At 53.0% G+C, this 14,589-nt stretch carries 14 protein-coding genes; all 14 read left to right on the top strand.

Going from position 1 to position 14,589, the window contains the following annotated elements:
• Positions 1–61 precede the first annotated feature (61 nt).
• Positions 62–238, top strand: coding sequence for a hypothetical protein (locus QQZ12_RS08925; protein WP_194830558.1), 177 nt, complete (start codon positions 62–64; stop codon positions 236–238).
• 214 nt (positions 239–452) lie between these two features.
• Complete coding sequence (gene aroC / locus QQZ12_RS08920) at positions 453–1,613, top strand: chorismate synthase (protein WP_102992280.1); 1,161 nt, start codon at positions 453–455, stop codon at positions 1,611–1,613.
• A complete protein-coding gene (gene aroB / locus QQZ12_RS08915; RefSeq protein WP_284724287.1) occupies positions 1,613–2,707 on the top strand; it encodes a 3-dehydroquinate synthase in 1,095 nt (364 codons plus the stop codon). Before aroC ends, aroB begins: the two co-directional genes overlap by 1 nt.
• A 295-nt stretch (positions 2,708–3,002) precedes the next feature.
• On the top strand, positions 3,003–4,529 hold the full coding sequence (trpE, locus tag QQZ12_RS08910; RefSeq protein ID WP_194830557.1) for an anthranilate synthase component I: 1,527 nt from the start codon (positions 3,003–3,005) through the stop codon (positions 4,527–4,529).
• Entirely contained in the window at positions 4,526–5,554 is a 1,029-nt protein-coding gene (gene trpD, locus QQZ12_RS08905; protein ID WP_284724286.1) for an anthranilate phosphoribosyltransferase, read from the top strand. The genes trpE and trpD overlap by 4 nt, the downstream gene beginning before the upstream one ends.
• Complete coding sequence (gene trpC / locus QQZ12_RS08900; RefSeq protein WP_102992284.1) at positions 5,544–6,326, top strand: indole-3-glycerol phosphate synthase TrpC; 783 nt, start codon at positions 5,544–5,546, stop codon at positions 6,324–6,326. The genes trpD and trpC overlap by 11 nt, the downstream gene beginning before the upstream one ends.
• Positions 6,323–7,006 (top strand): phosphoribosylanthranilate isomerase, encoded by a 684-nt coding sequence (locus QQZ12_RS08895; RefSeq protein ID WP_102992285.1) that lies wholly within the window; start codon positions 6,323–6,325, stop codon positions 7,004–7,006. Before trpC ends, QQZ12_RS08895 begins: the two co-directional genes overlap by 4 nt.
• On the top strand, positions 6,957–8,165 hold the full coding sequence (gene trpB / locus QQZ12_RS08890; RefSeq protein WP_102993814.1) for a tryptophan synthase subunit beta: 1,209 nt from the start codon (positions 6,957–6,959) through the stop codon (positions 8,163–8,165). The genes QQZ12_RS08895 and trpB overlap by 50 nt, the downstream gene beginning before the upstream one ends.
• A complete protein-coding gene (trpA, locus tag QQZ12_RS08885) occupies positions 8,162–8,959 on the top strand; it encodes a tryptophan synthase subunit alpha (RefSeq protein ID WP_102992286.1) in 798 nt (265 codons plus the stop codon). Before trpB ends, trpA begins: the two co-directional genes overlap by 4 nt.
• A 33-nt stretch (positions 8,960–8,992) precedes the next feature.
• Positions 8,993–10,087 (top strand): histidinol-phosphate transaminase, encoded by a 1,095-nt coding sequence (gene hisC, locus QQZ12_RS08880; RefSeq protein WP_102992287.1) that lies wholly within the window; start codon positions 8,993–8,995, stop codon positions 10,085–10,087.
• 6 nt (positions 10,088–10,093) lie between these two features.
• Complete coding sequence (locus QQZ12_RS08875) at positions 10,094–11,200, top strand: prephenate dehydrogenase (RefSeq protein WP_102992288.1); 1,107 nt, start codon at positions 10,094–10,096, stop codon at positions 11,198–11,200.
• Between the two features lie 124 nt (positions 11,201–11,324).
• Entirely contained in the window at positions 11,325–12,602 is a 1,278-nt protein-coding gene (gene aroA / locus QQZ12_RS08870) for a 3-phosphoshikimate 1-carboxyvinyltransferase (protein ID WP_284724285.1), read from the top strand.
• A gap of 185 nt (positions 12,603–12,787) precedes the next feature.
• Complete coding sequence (locus tag QQZ12_RS08865) at positions 12,788–13,285, top strand: hypothetical protein (protein WP_102992290.1); 498 nt, start codon at positions 12,788–12,790, stop codon at positions 13,283–13,285.
• Between the two features lie 60 nt (positions 13,286–13,345).
• Positions 13,346–14,467 (top strand): hypothetical protein, encoded by a 1,122-nt coding sequence (locus QQZ12_RS08860; protein ID WP_102992291.1) that lies wholly within the window; start codon positions 13,346–13,348, stop codon positions 14,465–14,467.
• Positions 14,468–14,589: the final 122 nt, after the last annotated feature.

Here is a 14,589-nt window from a genome sequence, read left to right as displayed (position 1 = left end):
CCGTCTATTTCCCTAAGGTTTTGTCCAGACTGGATGTTAACTTAGAAAAGGGGGAATTCAGATGGATATTCCATTCAGCGTAGATGAAGTGGCGGCCAAAATCAGGCAAATGACAGAAAACGGCCAGCCGCTCGGAAAAAAGAAGGTGAAGCAAGCCGATCCCGACTTGATGCAAAGCGCGCTTTATTATTACCCAAGTTGGGAGCATGCCGTTCGGCAAAGCGTGGGCGGCAAGTAAGCAATAGGTGCTCATCATGCCGCAACAAGGCACCCGGCGAGTGATGGTGGAGAAAACAGGCTCGTCGGGATCTTACAATCACCCAGTTCCATGCGGAACCGGGTGATTTTTATTAAATCTTATTTTTAACTGATCGAAACTGTGGTATGATTACTAACAAATTTTTTATTGTTTGTTTAATGTGTGAGCTTAGATTAGGAGAGGACGATGAGAGATGAGGTATTTAACGGCGGGAGAGTCACACGGCCCTCAATTGACATTGATTGTGGAAGGCTTACCAAGCCATGTTCCTTTTGACAAAAAGAAAATAGATCATCAACTGGCGCGCCGCCAAAAAGGGTATGGCCGCGGGCGTCGGATGCAGATTGAGAAAGACCAGGTGCAAATTTTATCCGGCGTTCGTTTCGGTGAGACGACAGGCGCCCCAGTGGCGTTGGTGGTTGAGAATAAAGACTGGACCCATTGGAAGAAAGTGATGAGCATCGACCCCCTTCCAGAAGAAGCAGAAAAACGCCGAATCTCGCGGCCCCGTCCCGGGCATGCCGATTTAAACGGTGCGATCAAATATGATCACCGTGATATGCGTGACGTGCTAGAACGTTCCAGCGCGCGGGAGACGACGATGCGAGTGGCTGCAGGTGCCGTGGCGCGGTTGATCTTGGAAGCGTGCGATATCCGTGTGGGCGGCCATGTGCTACGCATTGGTAGCGTCGAAGCGAAGCGTTTGGATTTTCCGTGGGAAGAGTGGACTGCGCGTGCAGAGGAATCCCCCGTGCGCTGTTTGGATCCAGATGCTGAACAACAGATGATGGCACTCATTGACCAAGCCAAAAAAGAGGGCGATTCCCTTGGAGGCATCGTGGAGGTCATCGTGGAAGGTGTCCCGGTGGGGCTAGGTAGCCACGTGCATTGGGATCGCAAATTGGACGCGCGCATTGCGCAAGCGATTGTGAGTATCAACGCCTTTAAGGGGGTTGAGTTCGGTATTGGCTTTGAGGCGGCCCGCCGCCCAGGCTCCGAAGTACATGACGAAATCGAATGGTCGGAAGCGACCGGTTTCACTCGCCGCACCAATCGATTGGGCGGCTTTGAAGGCGGGATGACCACAGGAGAGCCAATTGTCGTTCGCGGGGTGATGAAGCCCATTCCCACCCTATACAAGCCGCTGAATAGTGTGGATATCGATAGCAAAGAGCCTTTTGCCGCTAGCATTGAGCGGTCGGACAGCTGTGCTGTTCCCGCGGCGTGTGTCGTGGCGGAAAATGTTGTGGCGTGGGAAATTGCCTGTGCGCTACTTGAGAAGTTTCCAGCCGATACATTGGATGAGTTGAAAGAACAACTGAATCGTTACCGTGAAAGGGTGTTGAGATTCTGATGCGCACTTTGACGGTGAACACGTCTAATCAGTGTTACTCCATTCATATCGGCCGTGGCACTTACCAGATGTTGCCTCGCCTAATGAAGGAAGTGGGTGTAGAAAAGGACCGCAAGCTGATGGTGATCACCGATAGCTCTGTCGCTCCCTTGTATGGCCAATCGCTCCAAGCGTCATTGCGTGCGGAAGGGTATCAGGTGGGGATGACGGTTTTTCCCGCCGGCGAAGAGAGCAAAAACTTAAGCGTGGTTGAGCGAGTGATTGGTGATTGCTTGCAGTTCGGCCTTGACCGCAGTAGCGTTGTGCTGGCTTTGGGAGGCGGTGTGGTGGGGGATTTGGCCGGGTTTGTTGCGGCCACCTATATGCGGGGCATCCCTTTCATCCAGTTGCCGACCACCTTGTTGGCGCATGACAGTAGCGTGGGAGGGAAAGTAGGTGTCAATCATGCGTTGGGTAAGAATTATATCGGGGCATTTCACCAACCGCTGATGGTCGTTTTTGATGTCGATGTGTTGCGCTCGTTGCCAGCGCGCCAAGTGCATTCCGGACTGGCGGAAGTGGCGAAGCACGCACTGATCTGGGATGTCTCCTTTGTGGAGTGGTTGGAAGCCCATGCCGAGGAATTGCTTGCGCTGTCCCCCGAGCGTCTGACGGAAGCAATTTTTCGCGGTTGCGAGGTGAAATCCGCCGTGGTGTCGCAGGATGAGAAAGAATTGGGCATCCGTTCGATCCTCAATTATGGACATACCATCGGCCATGCGTTGGAGGCGGTTTCGGGGTATCGTGTGTACACTCACGGTGAAGCAGTAGCGATCGGCATGGCTGGCGCGTCGCGATTAAGTGTCCGTTTGCTGGGCGCACCGGGCGAATTGGTCGATCGGACGGAACAGTTGCTCCGCCGCTTGCGCTTGCCGATCCGGTATGCGGAAAATTGGCCGTTGCCTGCGCTGTTAGAGGCGATGAAAAAGGATAAGAAAGCGCGCGGTGGCCAGTATACTTTTGTTTTGTCGCGCAAGTTGGGACAGGTAGAGATGGTGCGTGGAATCGAGGAAGCCGAAATCGTTCAAACATTGAAGGAGATTTCTACGCAGTAAATGAAAAAAGGACCGGCCGTTCATTAAAGAGGCCCGTCCTTTTTTTCGACGTGGGTTGACATTCTGTGGGAACTCGGATAAAGTCTTGATAAGATCAGGTTAGTTTGAGTGGATTTATGAGTTAGTTGAGAGCAGAGTTGAGTGGAGAATAGGATATAGCGTAGTTGAGCTGAGCCAGATGATGAAGAATATGATGACTTCAGTCAGAGCTCGCATGCTTTGGCTTTTTTATTTGTGTTACACCCCCTCTATATCCTTTTCTCCCTTCTCATCATCGAGAAGGAGGGAGCCATCCATGATTTACCCCACGTATGAAGAATGCCAATCTTTTTCTTCTTCTTATTCTTTTATTCCCATATGCAAGACCGTGGTAGCTGATACGGAAACACCGATCCGGTTGTTTGAACGGGTGAAAGATGACCCTTACGCTTTTCTATTGGAAAGTGTGGAAGGCGGCGAACGGTGGGCGCGTTACTCCATGATTGGGGCCGAGCCGATGTGTGTGTTGAAATGTAAAGGTAATCGAGTAGCGATAGAAGATGAGCAAGGGCGCCGCACCCTGGACATCACGCATCCGATGCAGTTTTTAAAGGAGTGGTTCAGTCAATTCCAAGCTCCGAAATATGCCCATCTTCCCCCTTTTCTCGGCGGCGCGGTGGGTTATGTCGGATATGAAGCGGTTCGGTTTATTGAACCAACTCGCCCGATCACTCATCCAACCGCAGAGACGCAACATTATGATTTTCATCTTATGGTTGCGGATCGGTTGATCATTTTTGATCACCTGAAGCAGACCGTCACTTTTGTGCAACATCTGGCACTGACTGACGGCGCGCTAGAAGAGGTTCCGCTGTCGGAGCGTTACCGGCGGGCGGTCGAGGAGTTGGAAACTTGGTGTGTAGAGACGTTGCAAGGGCATGCGGGCGGGGAGTTATCTTTTAAGCATGTCCTATCGCCTGATTCCCAATCTAGCGAAGAATATGCCAATATCGGCAAGGAAGAATACATGGAGCTGGTGAGGCAAGCACAAGAGTACATCCGGGAGGGAGACATTTTCCAAGTGGTGCTGTCCCGAAAATTCACCCAGCCCCACGCGCCAGATCCGTTCCGCGTCTACCGCATTCTGCGGGTGCTCAACCCCTCTCCCTATATGTACTATCTGCGGCTGGGGGAGGAACAGGTGGTAGGGACTTCCCCTGAACGCATCATCCGTGTGACCGACCGACTGGCGGAAATCTGCCCTATCGCTGGAACACGTCCACGTGGCCGGCACGAACGTGAGGATCAGGAGCTAATGGACGAGTTGCTCAACGATGAAAAAGAAATCGCCGAACATGTAATGTTGCTTGATTTGGGTCGCAATGATTTGGGGCGTGTGGCGGAATATGGTGCTGTGCGCGTCCGGGAGCGGATGGTCATCGAGAAATATTCCCATGTTATGCATCTGGTTTCTCATCTGGAGGCGACTCTGAAAGAAGGAGTGCACGCACTGGAAGCTTTTCAAGCCTGCTTCCCCGCAGGAACGTTGTCTGGGGCGCCCAAAATCAGGGCCATGGAGCTGATTCGCCAGTTTGAGCCCGAACCGCGCGGCATCTATGGCGGAGCGATTTTGTACTTGAGCTTCACAGGCAATCTTGATTCGTGTATCGCTATCCGCACCATTCATTTTCAGGATCAGTGCGCCACTGTGCAAGCGGGTGCGGGCATTGTGGCCGATTCAAACCCGGTCGGCGAATACTTGGAAACATCGCACAAAGCCAAGGGAATGTTGACGGCATTGGCCATGGCTAAACAGAGCGAATCCATGGAGGGGTTGAGATGATCGCGAACTTGGTGAAAAAAGTCGTTGCAGGGGAGCATTTGACAGCGGCAGAAGCGAGACAGGCGATGGAATGTATGATGGAGGGAAACGCAACGCCGGTTCAAATCGCCAGCTTGCTCACCTCGTTGCGGATGAAAGGAGAAACGGAGGACGAACTTCTTGGATTTGCGCAAGCAATGCGTTCCCTGGCGGTGCCCCTGCCGTTGCGGTTTGCTGATGCGGTGGATACCTGCGGCACAGGAGGCTCTGGCAGAAAGGCTTTCAATATTTCAACGGCCGCGGCCTTTGTCGTGGCCGCAGGCGGGGTTCCGGTAGTAAAACACGGAAACCGAGCCGCCTCGAGTCAGAGCGGGAGCGCCGATGTACTGGAAGCGTTGGGGGTGCAGATCCGACTCGCACCGGAGGAAGCCAACCGACTGCTAGAACAGACGGGCTTGTCATTTTTGTTCGCACAATTGTATCATCCGGCGATGAAACATGTGATGCCAACTCGCAAGCAATTGGGATTTCGTACGTTTTTTAATCTCTTAGGCCCTTTGTGCAATCCGGCTAGTGTGAAGGTGCAGTTGGTTGGCGTGTATGATGCGGATTTGACGGAGCCAGTCGCTTATGTGTTGCAACGGTTGGGTATCAAGCGCGCCATGGTTGTGGCTGGATTGGATGGCATGGATGAACTGACCAATGCGGCGGAAACGAAAGTGAGCGAATTAAAGGATGGGCGCGTGACGACTTATGAGGTTTCACCAGAAGCATTAGGCTTGGAGCGAGTGGCGCGCGAAACTTTAAGCGGGGGCACGCCGGACGAGAATGCGACGTTGATACGAGGCATTTTTGACGGGCGGATTACAGGCGGGCCGCGCGACATCGTGGCCTTGAACGCGGGAGCAGCCTTATACTTGGCAGGCAAAGCCCCCACACTGTCTGAGGGAGTCAAAGAAGCGCTGTGGATCATTCGTTCTGGGGCAGCTTGCCGCAAGCTGGCAGAAGTGATTCGCTTGTCAAAGGAGGTCGCCCATGTTTCTTGAGAAGATTCTCACCCAAAAGCGGTTGGAAGTGACACAGTTGACCCAGAGCTATACGGAAGAGAGTTGGGAACGGGCGGAGCGAATGCCGAAGGGGGTTTCTTTGGCGGAACGTTTGTGTGCCGAAAAGGAATTGGGGGTGATCGCCGAGATCAAACCGGCATCTCCGTCCAAAGGAATTATTCGTAAACGGGTGGACCCGGTTCCGATCGCCACCGCTTATGAGGAAGGCGGAGCCAACGCTATTTCCGTGTTGACGGACGCCGTTTTTTTCAAAGGCTCTACCGCCAACTTGGTGAAAGTGAAAGAACGAGTTGCATTGCCTGTCTTGCGCAAAGATTTTATCATTGATCCGCTCCAAGTCTTGGAGAGTAAGTTGATCGGCGCCGACGCCATCTTGTTGATCGTGGCCGCGCTTGACAGGAAGCGGCTACAGCTACTTAGTGATACAGCTCACCGCTTGGGTATGGAAGTGTTGGTAGAAATCCACGATGAACGGGAGATCGATGATGCACTCGCTTGCCAAGCGGATGTGATCGGCATCAATAACCGCAATCTAGAGACCTTTGAGACGGACTTGGCCGTGACAGAGCGATTGCGGCCGCTCTTGCCGACCCACCTTCCCGTCATCGGCGAAAGCGGCATCCATGCGCCAAAAGATGCCAAACGGATGCGCGAAGCGGGCGTTAAAGGAATTTTGGTGGGTGAATACCTGATGCGTCAAGCCGATCCAGGGCGAGCGCTCTCAGGGTTGAAGCGGGCGGGGTCGGCATGACGGGAATCAAGTTGTGCGGGTTTCAAACGGTGGAAGACGTGCGTATGGCAACCAGGCTCCCTATCGAGTCGATCGGATTCGTCATGGTCCCCGGCCGGCGGCGGACGGTTTCCCTCGACCATTTGCCGGAAATGCTGTCAGCCGTGCCGGCAGGCATAAAAAAGGTGGCTGTGTTAAAAGATGCCTCTCTGGTAGATGCCGTAGCATGGCAAACCCGTTATTCGTTTGATGTGTTGCAGTTGCATGGAACCGAGTCTCCTGCTTATTGCGAAACATTGAAAAAGATGGTAGGGGTCAGTCTCTGCAAGGTGTTTGACGCCTCAGCGCGACCGGTATCAGAAGCAGGACTGTCGGAATATGCGCCATGGATTGACTGCATCCTGCTAGACTCGGCCCAAGGGGGCTCTGGAAAATCATTCAATTGGACAGGAATTCCCCAGTGGCAGAAAGCGGCAAAAGCGTATGGTCTCCCTGTGTGGGTGGCTGGGGGATTACATCCTGACAATGTAGGTGCCTTGATCAGGAGATACGGCCCAGATGGGGTGGATGTGTCCAGCGGCATTGAGACGGATGGCCGCAAAGACGGCCTGTTGATAAACCGATTTGTGGAAAGGGTGATGGCGAGTGGTGATGAGGAAGAGCGCGGCGGAGGAACGGAGGGCGTCTTGGAGATACGGTGAGTTCGGGGGGCGATTTGTGCCGGAGACAACGATGATGGCCTTAGCGGAACTTGAGCAAGGATTTGCAGAAGCGGTGCGTGACGAGGGATTTATTATGGAATACAAGAACTTGTTGCGACATTATTCAGGGCGGCCAACTGCCTTGACGTTCGCCTCTCGCCTGACGGAGGAGATCGGCGGAGCCAAAATCTACTTGAAACGGGAAGATTTGAACCACACGGGAGCTCACAAAATCAATAATGCCTTAGGGCAAGCTTTGCTGGCCAAGCGGATGGGAAAACGAAAAGTGATCGCCGAAACCGGCGCGGGCCAACATGGCGTGGCAACAGCGACTGCCGCCGCCCTGCTGGGACTGGCGTGTGAAGTGTATATGGGTGAGGAGGATGTCCGTCGTCAACAGCTGAACGTGTTTCGCATGGAGCTGTTGGGAGCGAAAGTGATTCCAGTCACGTCCGGCACACGCACCCTCAAAGATGCCACCAATGAAGCGTTGCGCCGTTGGGTGGCGGAGGTGGACAGCACCTTTTACTTATTGGGTTCTGCTGTGGGGCCTCACCCCTATCCGGCGATGGTGAAGTTCTTCCAGCGCGTCATCGGTGATGAGGCTAGGCAACAAATGTTAGAGCGGGAAGGAAAGTTGCCGGAAGATGTAGTGGCGTGCGTGGGCGGCGGTAGCAATGCGATTGGCATGTTCGCCGCTTTCTTGGATGAGTGGAAGGTGAAATTACATGGCGTGGAGGCTGCCGGTCAAGGCATTGGAACTGATCACCATGCGGCATCTCTGACTAAAGGCCGACCGGGAGTGCTACATGGCATGTACAGTTATTTTTTGCAGGATGAAGCGGGGCGCATCTTGCCTGCTCACTCCATTTCCGCCGGATTGGATTACCCTGGTGTGGGGCCAGAGCATGCATTTCTGAAAAACAGTGGCCGGGTGCGTTATACGTCGGCGACAGACGCGGAAGCGATTGAAGCGGTGCGGCTTCTCTGTCGGACGGAAGGGATTTTGCCGGCGCTGGAATCGGCCCATGCCATCTCGGAAGGGGTCAAGTTGGCCAACATGCGGCGCAAAGGGGAAATTGTGTTGATATGCCTGTCCGGACGCGGCGATAAAGATGTGGAAACCATACGCCAAGCGATGGAGGTGGAGCAAGGATGACGGCGTTGGATGTGAGATTGCGGCAAGCAGAGCAATATTTCATTCCTTTTATCATGGCGGGAGATCCTTCATTGGAGGTGACCAAGCGAATTCTTCGTTTGTTGCAGGAAGAAGGGGCGGCGGCGATCGAGCTGGGCGTTCCGTTTTCCGATCCGATGGCGGATGGGCCGGTGATCCAAGCAGCGTCCGAACGAGCGCTTGAAAACGGCGTCACGCTCCAAGACGTGTTACGATTGGGCGAAGAGTTGCATGCAGAAGGCTTTCACACTCCCCTGATCCTGTTCACTTACTTTAATCCCGTGTTGCACTATGGGTTGGAGGCATTGGTGGAAGATGCGAAAGCAAGCGGATTCGCAGGATTGATCGTGCCTGATCTGCCCCATGAAGAAAGCGTACCGCTCAGGCGGATTGGCAATCGATGCGCTTTCCCCATCATTCCGCTGGTAACACCGACGTCAAAAGAGCGGATCAAGCAGATTGTGGCTGATGCGAAGGGCTTTGTGTATTGCGTGTCTTCCTTGGGTACAACCGGCATGAGGCAGTATTTCGCCGACGATGTAGAAGCGTTTTTGGATACGGTGCGAGCGGCGAGCCCCGTACCAACGGCGGTGGGGTTTGGTATCTCCACCGGAGCGCATGTGCGGCGTTTTCGCCGTCATGCTGACGCCGTCGTGGTGGGGAGCGCGCTGGTGGGGAAAATAGAGGAATGCCGTTCCGATTTGCTTGATCCGAACCGAATCGACCATGCGCTGGCCTCCCTCACACGATTTGTCAGACAGTTAAAATCAGAGTAAGATAAGTGGAAAAGGGATGAGAGGAGCATAGTTATGCAACCAAAAGCATCGGTGAGGGGCCTTCCCTTGTACAAGCCTGGCAAGTCGCTAGAAGAGGTCAAGCGGGAGTTGGGGCTGGAAGATGTGATCAAGCTCGCTTCCAACGAAAATCCGTTTGGATGCTCTCCGCGGGTGTGGAAAGCCTTGGAGGAAATCAAAGGGGAATTTCAATATTATCCCGAAGGAGCCGCTCCGGAACTGCGGGAGAAGCTGGCGGAGCATTTGGAAGTGGATCCGCGCCGCTTGATTTTTGGCAACGGCTCTGATGAAATCGTGCAAATGCTTGCCCGGACGTATCTTGAACCGGGGGATGAGTCGGTGATGGCTGATTTCACCTTTCCCCGTTATGACACGGTGACACGCATCGAAGGAGGGGTTCCCGTCGTTGTGCCGCTACGAGAAGGTGTGCACGATTTGGAGGGCATGCTCGCGGCGATTACCGAGAAGACGCGGCTCGTCTGGATCTGCAATCCTAACAATCCGACAGGCACGATTGTCAGCCAGGATGCGCTGAGCGATTTTCTGGATCGGATTCCGCCGCATGTGTTGGTGGTCTTGGATGAAGCCTACTATGAATATGTGACGGATTCGACTTATCCCGACTCTATTTCGCTGTTGGATTACAATCCGCAAATCATCATTTTGCGCACGTTTTCCAAAATATACGGGCTTGCCGCCTTCCGGGTCGGTTATGGAATCGCCCATCCCGATGTCATCGCTGAACTCGAACGGGTGCGTGAGCCGTTCAACGTGAATCGCTTGGCGCAAAAAGCCGCGGCGGCGGCTGTGGAGGATGAGGCATTTGTCTTGTACTGCCGCAACCAAAACCGGATGGGTATCAAACAAATGACTGAGAAGTTTGATGAGTGGGGCCTTTCTTATTTCCCGGCCCACGGCAACTTCATCTTGGTCGATACGGGGCACCCCGCTGACGAAGTGTTTCAGCATTTGTTGCACCGCGGTGTGATCGTCCGCTCTGGAGTGCACTTGGGCTTCCCCGAACACATCCGCGTAACGGTCGGGAAAAAAGAACAGAATGAACGTTTCTTAGAAGAGTTGCACGCATTTTTACAGAAGAGAGGGAAGTGACACAGCATGCCAGATCGCATAGCCGTATTGGGAACCGGATTGATAGGCGGATCGATTGCGCTGGGACTGAAGGAACGAACAGATGCCGTGGTGGTCGGTTATGACCGTTCTGACGAGGACTTGGCCTTAGCGGCGACGTTAGGGGCGGTCGATGAAGCGACAACCGATTTGGCAGAAGCGGTTTGCGATGTGGATATCATTATTATCGCGTTGCCGGTTGGAGCGATCAAAGAGACGATCAACCGGTTGACCAGCTTACCGTTGAAAGCCGCTTGCATTGTCACCGACGTGGGAAGCACCAAATCGGAAATCGTCGCACACGCCCAAAAACTAAAGCAGCAAGACGTCATCTTCATCGGTGGGCATCCGATGGCCGGCTCGCATCGCTCGGGCATGAAAGCAGCTCATTCCCTTCTGTTTGAAAACGCCTATTATGTGTTGACCCCGGATCCCGATACGTCTTTGCTGGCTGTGCAAAAGCTGAGTCGCCTCTTGCATTTGGCGACCAAAGCGGAATTGGTGATCATGGATCCGGTTCACCATGACCGAGTGGTGGGAGCCATCAGTCATTTGCCGCACATCATCGCTGCGGGGCTTGTCAACATGGTCGGCGATTACAATGAGCAAAACGAGTGGTTTCATCGGCTGGCGGCGGGCGGATTCCGTAGTTTGACGCGGATCGGCGCCAGCCATCCAGTCATGTGGCGGGACATCCTGCTCTCAAACCGGGAAGAGTTGATCAACCTGCTCGATGATTGGGTGTTGCAGATAAACAATATGCGCGACGCCATCCACGAGGGGGATGGGGACCGGATTGAAGCTTTTTTCGCGAGATCGAGGCGGTTGCGCGCGCAATTGCCTGACCGTAAAAAGGGCTTGCTTGCGCCTGTGTATGAATGTTGGCTCGACATTCCGGACGTGCCCGGGGAGATTGCACGCGTCACCGCGATCCTAAGTGAGCAGAGCGTCAATATCAGCAACATCGAAGTGTTGAACAATCGCGAAGAGTTGCCCGGCGTGTTGAAATTGACTTATAAAAAAGAGCATGATTTCAAGCGGGCCGTGGCTTGCCTTAAAGAGGCTGGATACGCCGTGTACGCTGACAGAACGTGATAGCGGTAAAAGGCGCAACCGGCTGCATGTTTTAACCGAGCCTAGATGTGCGCCGTTGACATCATGAGACGCGCCGCAACACAAAAAAACAGAGTTGACAGATAAACAAAGGGAGGTATCATCCATGATTCGCACATCACAGCGCAAACCATTTCGCGCTACTGTCACCGTGCCGGGAGACAAGTCGATATCCCACCGCTCCATCATGTTTGGCGCGGTGGCCAACGGAACGACAGAGATTGAAGGTTTTTTGCCCGGAGCGGATTGCTTGAGCACCATTCGCTGTTTTCAGCAGATGGGGGTGGAGATTGAACGCTTGTCCGAAACGGCGGTCCGTGTACGCGGGCGCGGTTTTGAAGGGTTGAAAGAAGCGGCGTCCCCACTAGATGTGGGCAACTCCGGTACGACAATCCGATTGATGTTGGGCCTCCTGTCTGGAGTGCCGATCTATTCCACGCTGATCGGTGACGAGTCCATCGCAAGGCGACCCATGAAGCGGGTTGTGGATCCGTTAAGAAAGATGGGCGCGCGCATCGACGGCCGGGAAGACGGCCGGTTCACCCCCATCGGTGTGAGGGGAGGCGCATTGCAGGGGATCACTTATGAAAGTCCCGTGGCTAGCGCGCAGGTGAAATCTTGTTTGCTATTGGCGGGGTTAAATGCCGAAGGGGACACGGTTGTGCGTGAACCAGCTCAATCACGGGATCATACGGAACGCATGTTGCCTGGGTTTGGAGTGGAACTAGAGGCGAACGGGACGGAAGTGAGGATCAAAGGTGGTCAAACGCTGACCGGAACCAAGGTGCGGGTGCCTGGTGATATTTCGTCGGCCGCTTTCATCCTGGCAGCGGCATTGATGGTACCCGGTAGCCAAGTCACAGTGGAACATGTCGGACTCAATCCAACGCGAACAGGTATATTGGATGCTTTTCGGATGATGGGTGCCGAGGTGCGGACAGAGATCACCGCTCATTGGTGCAATGAGCCGGTCGGCAATGTGACGGTCTCATGTAATGACCTGCATGGAGTGGAGATCGGGGGAGCATTGATTCCGCGCTTGATTGATGAAATCCCCATTTTGGCAGTGGTTGCGACGCAGGCCCACGGCACGACGGTGATTAAGGATGCGCAAGAGCTAAAAGTCAAAGAGACCAACCGGATCGCAACCACCGCGAAGGAATTGAGAAAACTGGGGGCGTCCGTAGAAGAGACGGAAGATGGATTGATCATTGAAGGGGGAACGCAGCTCAGCGGCGGACATTGCCACAGCCACGGGGACCATCGCATCGGCATGGCCATGGCGATTGCGGGGTTTGCTGCGTCTGGAGATGTGGTGGTGGAAGGGACGGAAGCAATGGATGTTTCTTTCCCTGGTTTTGCGGGTCTGATTGCGCAGTTATAGAAAATATCAATCAGAAAATTACAAAAAAAGATTGACCTTGTCCTGCTCCAGTCGTATAATTGGATATACAGTATGGTTTCTCTCCACTCCTATCCAATATTGTACGTCCTGTGCAAAGCCGCTCTCACTTAGAGCGGTTCTTTTTTGTGGATTAGTTTCATAAAAGTGGGGTGAGGTGGTTTCCGATGGTCAAGCACATGAGCCGGTTGGGTTGTGAGATCCTGCTAGTGGTGGGGATATTAATCGCTTTGAAAAACGGCTTCTTTCCCTGGATGATTTCCATGTGGTATCCCAATCCCCTGCTTTCGGAAAAAATGGGGGAATGGACGGCCATCATCATAGGAGTGGGCACGTGTCTGCTCTATATGGGATTGGGCTCCGCCGCCAAACATGCGCACGCCCTCACCCCGGCCCAGATGATCGGTACCTTCGGGCTGTTGCACGGGACTTTTTTCCTGCCTTTTCCCCAGTGGCTCGATCAGATCATTCGAGATTGGCAAGGCTTGTTGGATGACATGTTGGCGCTGTTTCTTCCTGGACGGATGTTCAGCCCCTTTGAATTGTTTGGCATGCTACTAGGAATGTTCATCCTCGGGCGTTTATTTCATGTGAGGGAGGATGAACCCCGACACCTCGGGCAGGCGCAGAGGGAAGAAAAAAAGTTGCCTTCTTCGACCACTTGAGTCTATCTCGCTCTCGTTTTGTCAAAAATAGGAATGATGACGAAGCGAGAGGATGGGAAGATGGTGAGGATTGCAGATTGGTTAACCTATGCCGATATTGAACAATTGAGACAATTGACCCGGTTTTACGGTTGTCAAACGAATAATCAGCATTCCAAAAATGATTTGATCTGCTCATTGTTGCAACATTTCGGCAAGAAAAGCCAGTTGAGCTCTCAAATCAGCACATTGTCGCAAGCTGAACAACGGTTTTTGCAACTGCTCGTGTTTGACCAAAGCCCGGCATACTCATTTGAGGAGTTGCTGGCCAAAGGGAGAGCGGCTCTGGACGGAACGGATGGGGAGCCGCGGTCATTGGTTGTCGGTGCCTTAAAGCGGGGTTGGCTGTTTCCTGGGTATTCGCATCGGACGCAATACCTCTACCATTTGCCGTCTGATTTGGGCAAACAGATGTGTGACATCTTTTTAGAGCCTTATTTGCAACCCCATTTCCGGCTGATGTCGAAGCCGTCGTTTTATCGGGATGAACAGGGGCAAATGTTGGATGATTTGCGGCTGTTTCTCGATATTTTGGGCAAGGAGGACATTCGGCTGACAGTGGACGGGTCCATCTACAAACAACAGCAGAAGTATATTTTACAAAAGATGGCCATTGAAGAAAAGCCGATTACTGCAAAGGGGCCCAGGTTTGGCTTTGGCAGAAGGTACCATCAGTATCCCGACCGTTTTTCCTTCTTGTACGACTATGCTTTTTATCAAGGTTATATTATTGAAGATCGAGAAGGCTATTTGCGTTTGAACGTAGAAAAAAGCGGGAAAATAAACAAACAAGAAGAAGCAGGCAAAGAAATGGTCAAGTTTTTCATTCGATTGTACCGCAAACCCATTCCGCACCTTCCCATCATCCTTCGCTGGATCAGCTCTTTGTGCCATCCTGGATGGATGATGACGGAAGTGGTTTTCCAAGCGGTTGATCCATGGTTGGCCCCATACTATTATGAGACGAAAGAAAGCTTGTTTGACAAAGTGGTGCGCATGCTGGTGCACCTGGGGGTTTTGCGAGAAGGGGTGGATGGGGAAGTGCATTATCTGTCACTGACTCCGATGGGTGCCAAATGGTTGCGGGGGATCACTGCGTTTAGGGAAAAAGTCATCGAAGATCAATTTTTGAAATTGGGCTGACGAGCAGGAAAATAGGCGAAATCAGTCGAATTATATTGTTACCAGAAACTAACCACGATGTTTCTGCGTAACATAACCCGGCAATAGACTAAATATTCTAATAATTTCTGAGTGAGGGGTAA

Source organism: Laceyella tengchongensis (assembly GCF_900182735.1).
In the GTDB taxonomy this organism is placed as follows: Bacteria; Bacillota; Bacilli; order Thermoactinomycetales; family Thermoactinomycetaceae; genus Laceyella; species Laceyella tengchongensis.
This window is presented reverse-complemented; position numbering and strand designations above follow the sequence as displayed.